General features: G+C 65.6%; 17 protein-coding genes. 9 read left to right on the forward strand and 8 right to left on the reverse strand.

Annotated elements, in window-relative coordinates; translation table 11 throughout:
- Nucleotides 1–119 precede the first annotated feature (119 nt).
- Nucleotides 120–530, forward strand: a complete 411-nt coding sequence (locus AC239G_RS13235) for a universal stress protein (protein WP_139468937.1) — start codon at nt 120–122, stop codon at nt 528–530.
- A gap of 39 nt (nt 531–569) precedes the next feature.
- On the opposite strand, the gene AC239G_RS13240 is transcribed toward AC239G_RS13235, so the two are convergent.
- From AC239G_RS13240 to sucC, 3 genes are all read right to left on the reverse strand, one after another.
- A complete protein-coding gene (locus tag AC239G_RS13240) occupies nt 570–1,712 on the reverse strand; it encodes a threonine aldolase family protein (protein WP_181271604.1) in 1,143 nt (380 codons plus the stop codon).
- A gap of 271 nt (nt 1,713–1,983) precedes the next feature.
- Nucleotides 1,984–2,880, reverse strand: a complete 897-nt coding sequence (gene sucD / locus AC239G_RS13245; protein ID WP_139468939.1) for a succinate--CoA ligase subunit alpha — start codon at nt 2,878–2,880, stop codon at nt 1,984–1,986.
- A gap of 18 nt (nt 2,881–2,898) precedes the next feature.
- Nucleotides 2,899–4,068: an ADP-forming succinate--CoA ligase subunit beta gene (gene sucC / locus AC239G_RS13250; RefSeq protein ID WP_139908545.1), complete on the reverse strand. Its 1,170-nt coding sequence runs from the start codon at nt 4,066–4,068 to the stop codon at nt 2,899–2,901.
- A gap of 197 nt (nt 4,069–4,265) precedes the next feature.
- Between sucC and AC239G_RS13255 the strand changes: the two genes are divergently transcribed.
- From AC239G_RS13255 to AC239G_RS13270, 4 genes are all read left to right on the forward strand, one after another.
- On the forward strand, nt 4,266–4,760 hold the full coding sequence (locus AC239G_RS13255) for a MarR family winged helix-turn-helix transcriptional regulator (protein WP_181271603.1): 495 nt from the start codon (nt 4,266–4,268) through the stop codon (nt 4,758–4,760).
- Nucleotides 4,761–4,845: 85 nt separating this feature from the next.
- Complete coding sequence (locus AC239G_RS13260) at nt 4,846–5,535, forward strand: GNAT family N-acetyltransferase (RefSeq protein WP_181271602.1); 690 nt, start codon at nt 4,846–4,848, stop codon at nt 5,533–5,535.
- Nucleotides 5,536–5,726: 191 nt separating this feature from the next.
- On the forward strand, nt 5,727–6,437 hold the full coding sequence (locus AC239G_RS13265) for a hypothetical protein (RefSeq protein WP_172171087.1): 711 nt from the start codon (nt 5,727–5,729) through the stop codon (nt 6,435–6,437).
- 153 nt (nt 6,438–6,590) lie between these two features.
- Nucleotides 6,591–7,934, forward strand: a complete 1,344-nt coding sequence (locus tag AC239G_RS13270) for an FAD-dependent oxidoreductase (protein ID WP_487489036.1) — start codon at nt 6,591–6,593, stop codon at nt 7,932–7,934.
- Nucleotides 7,935–8,249: 315 nt separating this feature from the next.
- On the opposite strand, the gene AC239G_RS13275 is transcribed toward AC239G_RS13270, so the two are convergent.
- From AC239G_RS13275 to AC239G_RS13295, 5 genes are all read right to left on the reverse strand, one after another.
- On the reverse strand, nt 8,250–8,690 hold the full coding sequence (locus AC239G_RS13275) for a hypothetical protein (RefSeq protein ID WP_248284103.1): 441 nt from the start codon (nt 8,688–8,690) through the stop codon (nt 8,250–8,252).
- Nucleotides 8,687–9,790 carry an adenosine deaminase gene (locus tag AC239G_RS13280; protein ID WP_139470381.1) on the reverse strand — a complete coding sequence of 368 codons (1,104 nt, stop codon included), beginning with the start codon at nt 9,788–9,790 and terminating at the stop codon, nt 8,687–8,689. Before AC239G_RS13280 ends, AC239G_RS13275 begins: the two co-directional genes overlap by 4 nt.
- 35 nt (nt 9,791–9,825) lie before the next feature.
- Nucleotides 9,826–10,992, reverse strand: coding sequence for a BMP family ABC transporter substrate-binding protein (locus tag AC239G_RS13285; protein ID WP_139470355.1), 1,167 nt, complete (start codon nt 10,990–10,992; stop codon nt 9,826–9,828).
- Nucleotides 10,993–11,089: 97 nt separating this feature from the next.
- Nucleotides 11,090–12,262: an amidohydrolase gene (locus tag AC239G_RS13290; RefSeq protein ID WP_139470356.1), complete on the reverse strand. Its 1,173-nt coding sequence runs from the start codon at nt 12,260–12,262 to the stop codon at nt 11,090–11,092.
- Nucleotides 12,263–12,412: 150 nt separating this feature from the next.
- Entirely contained in the window at nt 12,413–13,522 is a 1,110-nt protein-coding gene (locus AC239G_RS13295) for a mannose-1-phosphate guanylyltransferase (RefSeq protein WP_181272497.1), read from the reverse strand.
- A 345-nt stretch (nt 13,523–13,867) separates the two neighbouring features.
- On the opposite strand from AC239G_RS13295, the gene sdhC reads away from it, so the two are divergent.
- Genes sdhC through AC239G_RS13315 form a run of 4 tightly spaced genes read left to right on the forward strand, consistent with a single transcriptional unit; the run spans nt 13,868 to nt 17,254 of the window.
- Nucleotides 13,868–14,245, forward strand: coding sequence for a succinate dehydrogenase, cytochrome b556 subunit (gene sdhC / locus AC239G_RS13300; RefSeq protein ID WP_081770431.1), 378 nt, complete (start codon nt 13,868–13,870; stop codon nt 14,243–14,245).
- Nucleotide 14,246: 1 nt separating this feature from the next.
- Nucleotides 14,247–14,696 (forward strand): succinate dehydrogenase hydrophobic membrane anchor subunit, encoded by a 450-nt coding sequence (locus tag AC239G_RS13305; RefSeq protein WP_025778711.1) that lies wholly within the window; start codon nt 14,247–14,249, stop codon nt 14,694–14,696.
- Nucleotides 14,697–14,705: 9 nt separating this feature from the next.
- Nucleotides 14,706–16,466, forward strand: a complete 1,761-nt coding sequence (sdhA, locus tag AC239G_RS13310; RefSeq protein WP_139470358.1) for a succinate dehydrogenase flavoprotein subunit — start codon at nt 14,706–14,708, stop codon at nt 16,464–16,466.
- Entirely contained in the window at nt 16,466–17,254 is a 789-nt protein-coding gene (locus tag AC239G_RS13315) for a succinate dehydrogenase iron-sulfur subunit (RefSeq protein WP_101546859.1), read from the forward strand. The genes sdhA and AC239G_RS13315 overlap by 1 nt, the downstream gene beginning before the upstream one ends.
- Nucleotides 17,255–17,396: the final 142 nt, after the last annotated feature.

The following is a 17,396-nucleotide window of genomic DNA, read 5'->3' on the forward strand; positions in this document are numbered from 1 at the left end:
GAAGATCTCAGTCGAAGCTCCCCGTTTCCCCCGTCGCAGAGTGAGCTGCCGCCCGTCCGAACAGCGCGGATATGCTACTAATTGAGAGAGCTTCGTCCAATGTCGCACCAGGAGAGATCATGACAATCCTCGTCGGTTATTCCCCCTCGCCCGAAGGCAAGGCCGCTGTCGAATTCGGCATCGAGCAGGCCCGCGCATTCGACGATGTCCTCGTCGTGCTCAATGCCGGAATCGGTGAGACTCCCGACGAGCGCGGCGTCGCCACCAGCAAAGACATCGAGGAACTCAAGGAGACGCTGAAGTCTTCCGAGGTCTCCCACGAGATCCTTCAGTTCCTCCGCGGCAATGACCCCGTCGAAGAGCTTCTGGCGCTGGCCGAGGCGACCGCCGACACCCGCATGATCGTCATCGGATCACGCCGCCGCTCCCCCGTGGGTAAGCTCATCATGGGCTCGACGGCCCAGCGCATCATCCTCGACTCCGACGTCCCCGTCGTCTCCGTCAAGGTCGATCGCCGGAAGAAGAAGTAGCCTGCGGCGAAGGACTCCCAGCGCCGCGCCTGAGGTCTTTCAGTCCCCTGCGATGGCGGCGACGAGGGCGTCGACGTCTTCGGCCGTCGTGTCGAAGGCGCACATGAGGCGGACGATGTCCTTCTCCAAGGGCCAGTCCGCGAAGGCGAATTTCTGCCGGGCGCGAGCGGCCACCTCGGCGGGCATGCGGACGAACACGACGTTCGACTCGACCTTCTGCACGATCTCCAGTCCGGGGACACGGCCGCTGCCGGCCACCTCGGCGAGTCTCTCATTGAGATACTGAGCCATCTCGTTCGACCGGGTGGCGGAGGTTCGCCACAGGTCCCCTTCGTACAGGGCGTTCAGCTGGGCGGAGAGGTAGCGCATCTTCGAGGCCAGCTGCAGGTTCATCTTGCGCAGGAACCGCAGTCCCTGGCCGATCTCCGGGTTGAGGACGACGACCGCCTCGGCGCCGAGCAAGCCATTCTTCGTTCCGCCGAGGCTGACGATGTCGACTCCGGCCGCGGTCGTGATGTCGCCGAGGCCGACGCCGAGGTGGGCGGCCGCGTTGCCGAGTCGGGATCCGTCGATGTGGAGGATCATGTCGTTCTCGTGCGCGGTGGACGCGATCGCCGCGATCTCGTCCGGGGTGTAGGTCGTGCCCCATTCGGTCGATTGGGAGATCGACACGGCCAACGACTGCGCATTGTGTTCGCTGCCGCGGCCGATGATCGCACCCTTGACCGTCTCGGGGGTGAGTTTGCCGTTCTCGGTGGCAGCACCGATGATCTTGAGCCCGCCGACCTTCTCCGGGGCGCCGGTCTCGTCGTAGTTGATATGCGCCGAGGCGGCCGTGATCACCGCCGCCCACCGCGGCAGCGCCGACTGCAGGGCGAGCACGTTCGCGCCGGTGCCGTTGAAGACAGGAAACGCCTGAGCCTCGGGCCCGAAGTGGTGGGCCATAATGTCGTGGAAGCGCTGTGTCCACGGATCTCCGCCGTAGCCGGGCGTATGGCCGACGTTGGCCTCGGCAATGGCCGTGATGACCTCGGGGTGGACCCCGGCCCAGTTATCGGACCCGAAGTTGCGCGGGTGCGCCTCGGGGCTGGGGTCGACAGGTGGGGCTGCGGTGCCGGTGTCGGGGAGAAGGTCCGCGGGGTTCGTCGACTGCGCTGTCTGATCAGATGTCTGAGAGTTCACGATCCCAGCCTAGACCCTCCGCGGGGCCCTGACACGACGGTCCGCGCGATGTCAACGGAGCTTCAGACGCCCCTCCTGCGGGCAATAACGGCTTCAAAATGCATACGCAGATCATTCGTGCGCGGCAATCACACTTTGAACCAGTTGCAGGGCTCTGCGCCGCCCCAACCGACCGAGACGCACTGCGGCCCGCCTCCGTTTGTGGAGGCGGGCCGCAGTGTGGTTCGGATCAGTGCCGGTCAGGCGCTCACCCGATGCGGGAGTGCTCGACTCAGCCGAGGAGTCCGCGCATGAGCTCGGCGGTCTCGGTCGGGGTCTTGCCGACCTTGACGCCTGCAGCTTCGAGGGCTTCCTTCTTGGCCTGAGCGGTTCCCGAGGAGCCGGAGACGATGGCGCCTGCGTGGCCCATGGTCTTGCCCTCGGGAGCGGTGAAGCCTGCGACGTAGCCGACGACCGGCTTCGTCACGTTCTCCTTGATGAAGGCTGCTGCGCGCTCTTCGGCGTCTCCGCCGATCTCGCCGATCATGACGATGGCTTCGGTCTCCGGGTCGGCCTCGAATGCTTCGAGCGCATCGATGTGCGTGGTGCCGATGACCGGGTCTCCGCCGATGCCGATGGCGGTCGAGAAGCCGAGGTCACGCAGTTCGTACATCATCTGGTAGGTCAGGGTGCCGGACTTCGAGACGAGGCCCAGCTTGCCCTTCTTCGTGATGTTGGCCGGGATGATGCCGGCCAGCGACTCACCGGGGGTGATGATGCCCGGACAGTTGGGTCCGATGATGCGGGTGGCGTTTCCGGCCGCCTGCGCACGGGCCCAGACCTCTGCCGAGTCCTGCACCGGGATGCCCTCGGTGATGATGACGAGCAGACCGATCTTGGCGTCGATGGCCTCGATCGCGGCGTCCTTGGAGAACGCCGGCGGCACGAAGGCCACGGACACGTCGGCACCGGTGGCTTCCATCGCCTCGGCGACGGACCCGAAGACGGGGAGTTCGACCTCGTTGCCGGCCTGGTCGTTGTGCTTCACAGTGGTGCCGGCCTTGCGGGCGTTGACACCGCCGACGACGTTCGATCCGGCTGCGAGCATGCGGGCGGTGTGCTTCGAGCCCTCTCCGCCAGTGATGCCCTGGACGATGATCTTCGAATCGGAATTCAGGAAGATAGACATTGTTGTAAAGACCTTTCCTTACTTGGCAGCAGCCAGTTCGGCGGCCTTGTCGGCTCCACCGTCCATCGTGTCAGTGAGCGTGACGAGCGGGTGCGCGGCCTTCTGGAGGATGGCGCGTCCCTCTTCCACGTTGTTGCCGTCGAGGCGGACGACGAGCGGCTTTGTGGCCTGGTCGCCGAGGATCTCGAGGGCCTTGACGATGCCGTCGGCCACGGCGTCACAGGCAGTGATTCCGCCGAAGACGTTGACGAAGACGGACTTCACCTGATCATCGCCGAGGATGACGTCGAGTCCATTGGCCATGACCTCAGCCGAGGCGCCGCCTCCGATGTCGAGGAAGTTCGCGGGCTTGACGCCGTTGTGGTTCTCACCTGCGTAGGCGACGACGTCGAGGGTCGACATGACCAGTCCTGCGCCGTTGCCGATGATTCCGACCTCACCGTCGAGCTTGACGTAGTTGAGGTCGAGCTTCTTGGCCTTGAGCTCCAGCGGGTTCTCTGCGCTGATGTCGCGCAGCTCCTCGTGCTCCTTCTGGCGGAAGTCGGCGTTGTCGTCGAGCGAGACCTTGCCGTCGAGGGCGATGATGTCGCCGGCACCGGTCTTGACCAGCGGGTTGACCTCGACCAGGGTAGCGTCTTCCTTCTCGAAGACGGTCCACAGGCTGGTCAGCACGGGGGCGACCTTCGCGGCGGTGTCGGCATCGAAGCCGGCCGCCTCGGCGATCTCTGCTGCCTTGGCATCGTTGATGCCGTCGATGGCGGAGACGGGGATCTTGGCGAGCGCTTCCGGACGTTCCACGGCCAGCTGCTCGATCTCCATGCCGCCTTCCTTCGAGCACATGGCCAGATAGGTGCGGTTGGACCGATCGAGGAGGACGGAGAAGTAGTACTCCTCAGCAATGTCGGCACCCTCGGCGATCATCACCTTTTCGGTGATGTGGCCCTTGATGTCGAGTCCCAGGATGTCCTTGGCGCGAGCCTCGGCCTCATCGGGGTTCTTGGCGACCTTGACGCCGCCGGCCTTTCCACGGCCGCCGATCTTGACCTGCGACTTGACGACGACGACACCGCCGCCAAGATCTTCGGCTGCCTTCTTCGCTGCTTCTGGCGTCGTCGCGACCTGGGCCTTGAGCACGGGCACTCCGTGCTTCTCGAACAGGTCACGTGCTTGATACTCGAAAAGATCCACGTGTTTTCCTTCGTTTCTGCTGCCGGGTGGTTGGCCCCTGCAGGTTCGTTGACGGATGCAACAACCAAGGACAACCATATTCCCAAACGCACCCGTCCATCCAAACCTGCAGGTTAAACGGACCCTGAGAGTAAGGAATCTCTCGTCAAAAAGTATCTTTGCGCTCAAGATTCTTGATATGGACGTAAAATCGATTCATGGACGAAGTGGATCGAATAGTCGCAGCCTGGCGACGTGAGCGTCCGGATCTCGACGTCTCCCCGATGGAGATCCTCTCCCGAGTCTCGCGGCTGGCCAGGCAGTTGGACCTGGCACGGAAGGCGAGCTTCTCCGATTACGGAATCGAGGGATGGGCCTTCGACGTGCTCTCCGCCCTCCGCCGGGCCGGTGAGCCCTATCAGCTCTCCCCCTCGACCCTGTTGCAGGAGACGCTTGTCACGAGCGGCACCATGACCAATCGCATCGACCGCCTCGTGGCCCGCGGATGGGTCGAGCGTCGCCCCGATCCGGGTGATCGCCGCGGAGTGCTCGTCCACCTCACCGACAGCGGCCGCGCCACCGTCGACTCCGCCCTGGCGGACCTGCTCGTGAAGGAGCGCGAGATCCTCAGCGGCCTCACCTCCGCCGGCAGCCGCAAGCTCGCCGGACTTCTGCGCGAGCTGTCCACCGGCTTCGACGGCAGCGAAGACTGAACCCACTCCGAGCACAGTCACACCTGCCCAACCACAGACACGGACACACGAAACCCACCCGAACCCCGATGACGAGGACCCAGCCATGAACGACGACCTCACGAATTTCACAGGTGCACAGCCGCCTCGGCGAGAGCCCATCCACGGTCATTACGTCGATCTCGAACCCCTGGATCCTGCCGTCCACGACGATGATCTGTTCGCTGCGGTCTCAGTTGCCGACGGGATCGAGGAGCGGTTCCGCTACCTGCCGCAGTCTCCGCAGACCGAACGCAGCGACTTCGATACCTGGATCGCCGAGGCGGCCACGTCGTCCGATCCCCTCTTCTTCGCCGTCGTGGACCGATCCACCGGTCGAGCCGAGGGGCGGCAGGCACTGATGCGCATCGACACCGCCAACGGAGTCATGGAGATCGGGCACATCCTCTGGGGTCCGGCGCTGCGGCGGACGCGAGCAGCCACCGAGGCGCTCTTCCTCTGCGCCGATCTCGCCTTCGCCTCCGGTTTCCGACGCTTCGAGTGGAAGTGCGATGACGCGAACGCCCCGTCGAAAGCGGCCGCCGAACGCTTCGGGTTCACCTTCGAAGGAGTGTTCCGACAGCACCTCGTGTACAAGGACCGCAACCGCGACACCGCGTGGTTCTCGATCATCGACAGCGAATGGCCGGCGCTGCGATCGGCGTATGAGCAGTGGCTCGACGAAGCGAACTTCGATGCCGCGGGCGGCCAGCGGCAGAGCCTGCGCGAACTCATCGCCGCAGCGCGCCGCGGCTGAGGCAGCAGGGTCGGGCGCCGCGGTTGGGCGGCCGGCCTGTGACGTCAGGGTCAGTGCGTCGCACCCCGGCGCAGAAGTCTCGCACCCGCGCTGCTTTCACCGCCTCGCCGCGCGTCCACCCGGGCTCGGACCGTCCCGCGCATTACGCTGGAAGCGACACCACTTGGACGCTGAAGATACCTCGAGGAACCATGCGACTTCGCCCCCTTGCCCTGCTGTCCGCCGCAGCACTGCTGGCCACGACAACGGCCTGCGTGTCGACTCCCGATGAGACCCGACCCCAGCCGCGCCCTTCGGTGAGCAAGGAGGAGGTCACCCCGATCGAGACGCCAGACGATGCACCGAAGGTGTCCATCGTCGATTCCTCGCCAGGTGGGGCGAAGGACACCGACCCGCTGTGGCAGGGCCTCGCCGAGGCGGCCGAGAAGAAGACCGAGGCCTACCTCAAGGTCTACGTGCACACCGGCAACCCGGAAGTCCCCGACTCCGGCGAGACGACCGTGACCGCCGACAGCCCCGACAGCGTCAGCGTCACCGTCGACTCGAAGAACGTCGACGACGGTGCCTCCCCGTTCCTGCTCATCCACGGCACCTTCGAGGTCGAAGAGATCGGCAACTCGGCTTACACCCTCAAGACCGTCGATGACGAAGACATCCCCGAGCTCGACCCGAAGGGCCCGGATGACGAGAAGCGCTGCACCGCCGATGATGCCCAGGACCGCATCGGCCTGGCCGCCGACGACCTCGCCGAAGATCCCGGTCGTCGCGAGGAGTTCCGCCAACAGTGGGGCGGTTCGCCGCGCGTGTGGTGGGGCATCCAGATGACCGCTATCAGCCTCGGCGAAGAGGGCGGAGTCGCCGGCGACTACCTCACTGAAGCCTGCGGAGAGTTCCTCCAGTAATCTCTGGGCACTCCTCGCCTTGCCTCGGTGCGTGTTAAGTGTGCGCAGATTGCCACTCTGAAGCCCGTTTTGGGTAATCTGCGCACACTTAACGCGTACCAACGGTCAACCGGCGGCGTCGCCACCCGGCGTTCTGCGTGCGACGATGAGTTCATGAAGATCGCTGTCATCGGAGCTGGAATCGGCGGACTCTCGACGGCCGTGGGACTGCAGAGGGCCGGCGCCGAGGTCACCGTGTTCGAACGTGGCCCCGAAGTGAGGGCCGGTGGTTCGGGACTGTCGATCTTCGCCAACGGGCTTGCCGCACTGGAGTCGCTCGGTCTGCGCGAGGCGTTCGACGCCGTGACCGATTCCAGCGTCGAAGGCTTCGCCGCAGGTCAGCGCCGCGCAGACGGGCACTGGATCGCTCAGGTGCCCGATGATTCGGTCGGTGCGCTGCGCATCGTCGACCGGGCCGACCTCCACCGCATCCTCCTCGATGCTCTGGCTCCCGGGACAGTGCGCACCGGCACCGAGGCGACGGCGACCGGCACCGACGGGACGCTGACTATCAGGGCCAGGTCCGCCGACGATTCGAGCACGATGGAGTCGATCGCAGAGCGTTTCGACCTCATCATCGGCGCCGACGGTCTGCACAGCTGGGTCCGCACCGTCGTCGACGGTGAACCGGTGGCACCGCGGTACTCCGGGTATTCCGCGTGGCGGGGCATCACCTCGGTGCCGGTGGATCTGTCCGGCGAGGCCGGGGAGTCGGTCGGGCACGGACGCCGCTTCGGCATCGCTCCGCTGGCCGACGGCCGAGTGTACTGGTTCGCCGTGGCGAATATGCCGCAGAACGCGGTCTTCGCCGATGAGAAGGCGACGATCGAGCAGATGTTCACAGGCTGGCACTCCCCCATCGCCGAGCTCATTGCCGCCACCCCCGCCGAGGAGGTCCGCCGCACCGCGATCTCCGACCTCTCCCGCCGGTTGCGTCGTTATCACCGCGGCCGAGTCGTCCTCCTCGGCGATGCCGCGCACGCGATGACGCCGAACCTCGGTCAGGGTGGCGGTCAGGCCCTCGAAGACGCGGCGACGCTGGCCGTCCTGCTCACCCCGCTGATCAGTAAGTCTCCGGGGCCCGAGGCGAATCGACCCGGGCGGATGGTGGAGCAAGCCGAGATACCAGTCTCCGCTGCAGGTGCCAGAGCGGGCGCAAGTGTGAACTCTGCCGACGATGTGGGCACACGCGCCGGTGTGAACCCGGCCCACGACGCGGGCCCGCGCGCCTCAGCACCGGCAGACCTCGCTGCGGCACTCAGCCGCTATGACTCGCTGCGGCGTCCGCGGACGCAGTCGATCGCACAGAAGTCTCGGCTGATGGGGCAGGTGTTCCAACTCGAATCGCCGCTGCTGGCGCGGCTGCGCAATGCCGTCTTCTCAGCGGTTCCGTCGCGACTCATCGCCGCTCAGGCCGCGAGCGTCCAGAAATGGTCGCCGCCGACGCTGCCGTCGTGAGTTGGATGTGGCAAAAAATCCGCTGAGGCGCCGATTTTCCGCCTTTTACCCACAGTGAACGCGTTCGCCATGCGCGAAGTCGGCGGGCGCGGCAACCTCGAACCGTCAGACACGGACGCCGTCGTCGCGCGAGTTAAGTGTGCGAAGAGTGTCCGTCAGACGCAGTTTTTCGGCAATCTGCGCACACTTAACGCGTTCGCCGGGTGGCAAGCCCACGGCAGCGCAGCCAGCCAGCGCAGTCGTGACCTCTGTTCAGGGGAGGTCGCGGCTGGCCGCAGTCCTCAGGCAGTCAGTCGGGCGGGGAGCCTCACAGTCTCAGTCAGCCAGCGCTCGGTTGTAGGCGTCGACGACGGCCGGCAAGAAGAAGCCCAAGAGCACGGCGATGGCGGTGACCAGGCAGGCCAGCCCCAGCCACAGGGAACCGCCGATGACGCTGAAGGCAAAGACGATGACGAGCAGCTCGAAGGCGATCGCCGCCGGACGCGCCCACCGATGCAGACGCCAGGCGCCCCGGGCCGCGGCGCCGACACCGGCCGCGAAGATGAGGAACATGACGGCCAGACCGATCAGCGAAGCCGCCAAGGGGCCGGCGGTGATCGCGGTGATGACGAACGACACCGCCGCTCCGACCAGGGCCAGCGCCTGGATGCCGAGGACGCTCACGGGTAGCAGCATCGCCCGTGGGGTCGGAACGCCGTGCCCCTCAGGCTCCGGTGAGGCACCGGACGCTGCGGCCCGGTCATTGTGTGAGCTCAAATGGTCACCCGGGCGAATCCGGGGATGAGGATCTCGTCGAGCATGCGCTCGCGCACATCCAGCGGCAGGAAGGCAGCGGTGATGGCGTTGACCGTCGCCCATTCGAGGTCGGTCTGGTTCCAACCGGCCTCATCGACGAGCAGACGCATCTCACGCGACACCGACGTGCCGGACATGAGCCGGTTGTCCGGGTTGATGGTGACAGCGAATCCGAGATCCTTGAGCCCCGTGATCGGGTGGCTGGCGATGGTGCCGCCGATGTCGGTCTGCAGGTTGGAGCTCGGGCACAGTTCGAGCGGGATCTGCTGGTCGAGGACCCAGGCGGCGAGGCTGCCGAGCTGCCCCTGGCCGTCGACGATGTCCATGTCCTCGACGATGCGCGCACCGTGGCCCAGACGCTGGGCGTGGCAGATGGTGACCGCCTCGTGGATGGATTCCTTGCCGGCGGCCTCACCGGCATGGATCGTCACCGGCACATATGCCTGGTGCAGGGCGTTGAAGGCGGAGAGGTGCGCAGACGGCGGGAAGCCGTTCTCGGGCCCGGCGATGTCGAAGCCGACGACACCGGAATCCGCACCCTTCTCACGATGGCGGATGGCCAGTTCGGCGATCGCCAGCGAGTTGTCGGCCTGACGCATGGCCGTGATGAGCTGTCCGACGCGGATGTACTTGCCCTCGGCCGCGGCCTCGGAGACGCCGGCTTCCAGACCGTCCTGGACGGCTTCGACGACGGCGTCGAGTTCGAGTCCGCCTTCGAGGTGCTGTTCGGGAGCCCACCGGGCCTCGGCATAGAAGACTCCGTCGGCAACCTGGTCGAGGACCCATTCCTTGGCCACGCGGCGCAGGTTGTCCTCGCTCTGCATGACCGCCACGGTGTGCGAGAACGTCTCGAGGTAGCGGACCAGGTCACCGGAGTTCGCGGACTCCGAGAACCACCGGCGCAGCGATTCGGCATCGGAGGCGGGCAGGGTGTGACCGATCGAGTCGGCCAGTTCGAGCATCGTCGACGGGCGCAGACCGCCGTCGAGGTGATCGTGGAGGGAGACTTTGGGCAGCTGCAGGATGGGGTCGTCCGATGCGACGCCGGCGGGTACATTCATCACCGTCTCAGCTTATCCGATGCGGCGCGCGGCCCTCATCCTTTCTCCGGGTCGATCTCCCCGCTCTTGATCCGCTCGCGCAGGTCCGTGATTCCGCGTCCGGCGTCGGAGACACGGGAGAGGAATCCGTCCTCGGCGACGATGCGCACTCCCCCGTTGTCGAGGGTGCCCCAATAATGACGGTCGGCGACGCGGAAGCCGCCGATCTCCTCGGGCCCGGTCTTCGGGGCGGGGGCCACCTCGTCGGGGTTCTTGCTCTGCGGCCAGTCGGGGAACATCGTGCGCAGTCCGCGGCGCACGTTCGGCTCCAGGGTGGCCACGATCGCCTTGGAGAACCCGCCGGCGGTGCCGTACCAGACGACTTTCGGCAGGCTCGGTCCCTCATCGTCGCCCTCCGGATCCTCCGTTGCCGCGGTCAGCTCGGTCCGCTTCTCATCCGCCGAGGTGACCACCCCCATCGCGGCCGCCGATCCGAACGGGACGAGCACGTCGACATCGGCATCGAAGGACCGTTCGAAGTAGTCCTTCCCGGCGTCGCGGGTATCGTCGATCGTCCGAGGCGAACCGTTCGCCGAGGCGGCCCCGCCCGAGGAGGGACGATAGGACTCCGCCTTCGGCAGGTCCTCGTCCTTCTCCTTGTTGTACAGGTCGACCCCGGCGTCGAAGGCGGCCAGGATGCGTTCGGACTGCGGGAAACCGTGCGCGACGACGACCCCGACCTTCCCCGTCTCCGAGGCTGTGGCAGCGGTGTATCCCGCGATGAACGCCGGCGGGACGAGGTCGAAGTCCATGCTCAGCACGTTCTTCGGCAGGTCGTCGGTGCCGCTGGAGACCCCGAGGAACAGATCATCGGGGTGGGCGGCGGCGAAGTCCGCGAGTTCGTCCGCTCCCCCGGGTCCGATGACCGTGGTCAGTGCACAGTCGTGTCTGTGCATCCGATCCAATGCCGCCGAGGTGGCCGACCCACCCGAGACACGCTGGCTCGAGGTACCCGAGAAGACCCCGGCCCCACGGGCCAGTTCCGCCTCCTCGAGGGTGAGCGCACCGGCCGAGTGATCGTCGAAGCCGGCCGGAGCCGAGACGAGGCAGCCGAGCCGTTCCTCTTCGAGGGCTTCGGGAGTCGTGACGGAGCAGCCGGTCAGCACCAGGGTGCCCACCGCGGTGAAGGCGGCGATGGAGGTGCTGCGGGTTCGGAGACTCATGACATCAAGATTATCGGCCGGGTAATCAGCGTGGACAGCCGGCGCAGCCGAGCAGCCACCGATCGCTGTCGTTTGGTCGCGGACCGTGACAGGTCGATCAGCGGTCGCGGTCGAGGACCTTGAGAGCGGTGGCGGTGAATACGCGGGCGGCGATCTCCACGGCGCGTTCGTCGATGAGCAGATCACCCTGGTGGATGTCGTAGGTGATGCCGCCGGGTGTGCGGGTGCCCAGCCGGATGAGCGCACCCGGGCAGTGGGTGAGGTACCACGCGAAGTCCTCACCGCCCATGGACTGCGGGGTCAGCTGCACCGAGTTCTCGCCGAGCTCACCGCGGACCGCGGATTCGATGAGGGTGACCTGGTCTTCGGTGTTGACCACCGGTGGGACGCCTCGGCGGTGTTCGAGGTCGACCTCGACTCCGTACGGTCCGGCGATGCGGTCGACGAGCTCGGGCAGCACCTCGGCGACCTGGTTCCAGCCGTCCACGTCGAGGCAGCGCAGGGTTCCGCGCAGAATCCCCTCGCTGGGAACGACGTTCGCTGCGTGACCGGCGCTGATCTCGCCCCACACAAGGGAGATCGCGTGCCGCGGATCGATCAGCCGGCCCAGGGTCGAGGGCAGGTCGGTGGCGAGCTTGCCGAGCGCATAGACGAGGTCTTCGGTCAGATGGGGACGGGAGGTGTGCCCGCCGTGACCGGAGAGGCGGATGATGACCGTGTCGCCGGCAGCGGTGATGGCGCCGATGCGCGAACCGACCTTGCCGATGTCGACGTTCGGGTCACAGTGAACGGCATAGACTTCGGGCACGTCGTCGAGGACGCCCTGGGAGATCACGCGCAGCGCACCGCCCGGGGTGACTTCCTCACCGGGCTGGAAGATCAGTCGCACGCGACCGCCGAGGCCGCCGGGCCGTGATTCATGGATCTTCTGCAGGGCGATGCCGGCGCCGATGAGCGAGGTCAGGTGGACGTCGTGGCCGCAGGCATGGGCGACGCCGGGAACGGTGGAACGGAATTCCTCGTCGATGAGGTCATCAACCGGCAGGGCGTCGATATCGGCTCGCAGTCCCACGGCCACCGGCCCCTCGCCGACCTCGCAGACGACCCCGGTGCCTTCGAGGCGCTGGGGACCCAGACCTGCGGCCTCGAGACGGGCGACGATCTTGTCGGTGGTCTCGAACTCCTGGAAGGACAGTTCCGGATGGGCATGGATGTCGCGGCGGAAATCGATGAGTTCTGCACCGATCTCAGCGATTGTCGAGCTGATCACGTCGGGTCCTTCAGGGCGGGGAGGTCGGGGATGGGCGATGTCGAACATTTCAAGCAATGCTAAGCACTCGATGTCATAAATGTGCCCATTGCGACCAATTTCGACATACTTCGCAGTTCGATCCCCCACGCCCGGGGGCGGCCCAGCGACTCAGAGCAGTTCGTCGAGTCCGCGCTCACCGGCGACGGACACTGCCTTCTTCACGTCCTGGGCGTGCGAGCGGGAGGTGATGAGCAGGACGTCGTCGGTGTCGACGACGACGAGGTCTTCGAGTCCGACGATCGCCACGGTCCGCGGTCCTTCGGAGAACACGACCCCCGAGGCATCGACCTCGAGCAGGTCGGTGTTCCCGCCGATCGAGATCACTCCGCGCGGCTCCCCGGGCACCGGCTGCCGCAGGCGGGCCACCGAGTCGAAGTCGCCGACGTCGTCCCAGCCGAAGTCACCGGGGATGACGATGACACGACCGGCCGCGGCCGCGGGCTCGGCCACCACATAGTCGATGGCTCGCTTCTCCAGTCCGGGCCACACAGCACTGAGGACCTCGTCGTGGTCAGGAGTGTCCCAGGCCTCGGCGATTCGGGCCAGTCCCGAATAGAGCGGCGGGTCCTCCTCGGCGAGGATGTCGAGGAGGGAGGACGCCTTGGCGATGAACATGCCCGCGTTCCAGCGGTAGCGTCCGGAATTCACATACTGACGGGCCGTGCTCGCCTCCGGCTTCTCCGCGAATGCCAGCGCCCGCCTGGCCGTGGGCGCCCCGTCGAGCCCGAGCAGCTCACCGGTCTCGATATAACCGTAGGCGGTGGCAGGATTGCGGGGCATGATGCCGATGGTGACGATGTCACCGGTCTCCGCGGCAGCGACGGCCTGGTCGATGACGAGACGGAATTCGTCGACGTTCGTGATCGAATGGTCGGCGGAGAACGAACCGACGATGGCGTCGGGGTCCTCGCGGGCGATGATCATGGCCGCCAGTCCGATGGCGGCGGCAGAGTCCTTCGGGGACGGTTCGGCGATGATCTGGGCGCGAGCGATATGCGGCAGCTGCTCGGCGACCTGGTCGAAGTGACTCTCACCGGTGACTACCCAGACCCTGTCTTCGCCGACGATCGGCGCGACCCGGTCCCAGGTGGCCTGGATGAGGCTGCGGCCGAGGCCGAGGACATCGTGGAGGAACTTCGGCGTCGCCCGGCGAGACAGCGGCCACAGGCGCGTTCCGGATCCGCCGGCGGGGATGATGGCGTGGAAGTGCGTGTTCACGATTTCAGTGTCTCAGAATTCGGGCACACCTTCCCCGAGGTTGCCCGCCGTGTCGGATGAGCCGATCCCCAGGGATCCGGTGGGGATCTCCCCACCTCAGAGCCGCCTCGGGGATGGTGCACCTGAGTTCCCGGGCCGCCCGGGTCAGGACGGGAGCGCAACAATTTAGAGCACACGACTGTGATGTAATTGAAATTTCGTGAGACGCGAAATCCCAGTTTTGAGGGAATTGCCAGGGTTGCGGTGTGATCCGGGACGCTCAGCCGTGTCTCGACTGGCACGGAAGCGGTCTTCGGCGTAGTTTCTAGACGTACACACCCGAATATTCAAGATGGAGGATGCTCCGTGGCCAAAGCGTCTACGGGCACTCTGTACCGAGGAAACGAAGGAATGTGGTCCTGGGTCGCGCATCGCGTCACAGGCGTCGGAATCTTCTTCTTCCTTCTGGTCCACGTGCTCGATACTGCACTCGTCCGCGTCTCGCCCGAGGCCTACAACGCAGTGATCGGAACCTATAAGACACCGGTCATGGCATTCGGTGAGATCGCGCTCGTCGCCGCAATCGCATTCCATGCGTTCAACGGTCTGCGCGTCATTCTCGTCGATTTCTCGAAGAGTGGCCCGAAAAATCAGAAGAAGCTGTTCTGGGGAGTCATGGTTGTGTGGCTCATCATCATGATCGCCTTCATTCCCCGCCAGCTGATGCACACCTTCGGAGGCTGACATGAGCACAACATCCATTCCGGCTCCGCGGACCGGCTACTCCCGGCACAAGTCGACGCGTTCGAAGTTCGAGATGTTCGCATGGCTGTTCATGCGCATCTCCGGCGTCGTGCTCGTCATCCTCATCTTCGGCCACCTGTTCGTGAACCTGTGGGCCGGCGACGGCGTCCAGGCCATCGACTTCGGCTTCGTCGCAGGCAAGTGGGCCAGCCCGTTCTGGCAGATCTGGGATCTGCTCATGCTGTGGCTGGCGATGCTGCACGGCACCAACGGTCTGCGCACCATCATCATGGACTACTCCGAGAAGCCCGGCACACGCATGTCCCTGCAGGTGATCCTCTACATCGCCTCGGTCATCGTCATCGTGCTCGGCACGCTCGTCATCTTCACGTTCGATCCCTGCCCGGCCGGAGCGGACCCCTCGGTCCTGGCTGAGTTCTGCAAGGCCTAAAGGAGAAACATGCAGGTACATCATTACGACGTCGTCATCGTCGGTGCCGGCGGCGCCGGCATGCGTGCGGCGATCGAGTCGGGCCAGCGTGCCCGCACCGCCGTTCTCACCAAGCTCTACCCCACCCGTTCGCACACCGGAGCCGCCCAGGGCGGAATGTGCGCCGCACTGGCGAACGTGGAAGAGGACAACTGGGAATGGCACACCTTCGACACCGTCAAGGGCGGTGACTACCTGGTCGACCAGGACGCCGCCGAGGTGATGGCCAAGGAAGCCATCGACGCCGTCCTCGATCTCGAGAAGATGGGGCTGCCGTTCAACCGCACCCCCGAAGGCAAGATCGACCAGCGTCGTTTCGGTGGTCACACCCGCGACCACGGCAAGTCCGCCGTGCGCCGCTCCTGCTACGCCGCAGACCGCACCGGTCACATGATCCTCCAGACCCTGTACCAACAGTGCGTCAAGCACGGCGTGGAGTTCTACAACGAGTTCTACGTCCTCGACCTCCTCATGACCGAGGTCGACGGGGTCAAGCGCCCCGCAGGCGTCGTGTCCTACGAACTGGCCACCGGTGAGATCCACGTCTTCCAGGCCAAGTCGGTCGTCTTCGCCACCGGCGGTGTCGGCAAGGTCTTCAAGACCACCTCGAACGCACACACCCTGACCGGCGACGGCATGGCCGTGACCTACAACCGCGGAATCCCGCTGGAGGACATGGAGTTCTTCCAGTTCCACCCGACAGGCCTCGCCGGCCTGGGCATCCTGCTGTCCGAGGCGGCTCGCGGTGAGGGCGGAATCCTCCGCAACTCCGAGGGTGAGCGCTTCATGGAGCGCTATGCCCCGACGATCAAGGACCTCGCCCCGCGTGACATCGTGGCCCGTTCGATGGCCAACGAAGTGCGCGAAGGCCGTGGCTGCGGACCGAACAAGGACTACGTCCTGCTCGACCTCACTCACCTCGAGCCCTCACACATCGACGAGAAGCTGCCGGACATCACCGAGTTCGCCCGCACCTACCTCGGTGTGGAGCCCTACACGGAGCCGGTGCCGGTCTTCCCGACCGCGCACTACGCGATGGGCGGCATCCCGACGAACATCGAAGCCGAAGTCCTCGCCGACAACGACACCGTCATCCCCGGCCTCTACGCCGCCGGTGAATGCGCCTGCGTGTCGGTGCACGGTTCGAACCGTCTGGGCACGAACTCGCTGCTCGACATCAACGTCTTCGGCAAGCGCGCCGGCATCGCCGCTGCGGAATACGCGAAGACCGCCGAGTCCGTCGAACTGCCCGAGAACCCGGCGAACGACGTCGTCGAGATGCTCGAGAAGATGCGCACCTCGGACGGCACCGAACGCATCGCGGCGATCCGCAAGGATCTGCAGGACATCATGGACGCCAACGTGCAGGTGTTCCGCACCGACGAGACTCTGCGTGACGCTCTCGACGAGATCGCCAAACTGCGCGAGCGCTACAACAACGTGGGCATCCAGGATCGCGGCAAGCGCTACAACCTCGATCTGCTCGAGGCCGTCGAGCTCGGCTTCCTGCTCGAGCTCGCCGAGGTCATCTCTGTCGCCGCCATCCACCGCAAGGAATCGCGTGGAGGACACTTCCGCGAGGACTTCCCGGATCGTGACGACGAGAACTTCATGCACCACACGATGACCTACCTCGATCCCGAAGCGGAGACCGACGGCATCAAGGGCATGCGTCTTGAGACGAAGCCCGTCATCGTCACCCGTTACCAGCCGATGGAGCGTAAGTACTGATGAGCACCGATACCACCCCAGAGCCAGCGTCGAAGATCGACCTGCCGACACATGTGTCAGGCGAAGGCGGGTCCATCCCGTCCTTCGACTGCACCTTCCGGATCGCTCGCTTCGACCCCGAGGTCGATTCCGAGCCGCACTGGGAGGAATACAGCATCACGATGTACGGCACCGACCGTGTGCTGGATGCTCTCCACAAGATCAAGTGGGAGATCGACGGTTCGCTGTCCTTCCGCCGGTCCTGCGCCCACGGCGTCTGCGGCTCCGATGCGATGCGCATCAACGGCCGCAACCGTCTGGCCTGCAAGACTCTGCTCAAGGACCTCGACACGTCCAAGCCGATCACCGTCGAGGCGATCAAGGGCCTGCCGCTCGAGAAGGACATGATCGTCGACATGGAGCCCTTCTTCCAGTCGTACCGCGAGGTCATGCCGTTCCTCGTCACCTCGGGACACGAGCCCACGCGTGAGCGTCTGCAGTCGGCCGAACAGCGTGCGGCCTTCGACGACACCACGAAGTGCATCCTCTGCGCTGCGTGCACCTCGTCGTGCCCCGTGTTCTGGACCGACGGCCAGTACTTCGGTCCGGCCGCGATCGTCAACGCGCACCGCTTCATCTTCGATTCGCGTGACGAAGGCGGAGACATGCGCCTCGAGGTCCTCAACGACAAGGAAGGCGTGTGGCGCTGCCGCACCACCTTCAACTGCACCGAGGCCTGCCCTCGCGGCATCGAGATCACCAAGGCCATCGCCGAGGTGAAGCAGGCGATCCTGCAGCGCGCATTCTGATCGCGCCAGTCTGATCCCGACTGCAGCGGCCCCGCACCACACGGTGCGGGGCCGCTTTCGTCTGTCCCGCCGTGATTGGGTGCTTTTCACCACGGCCCAGTTGAGGGTGGATAGCCCACGTTTGAACGTGGGCTATCCATCT

The sequence above is a fragment of the Brevibacterium sp. Lmc1 genome, from assembly GCF_057654315.1.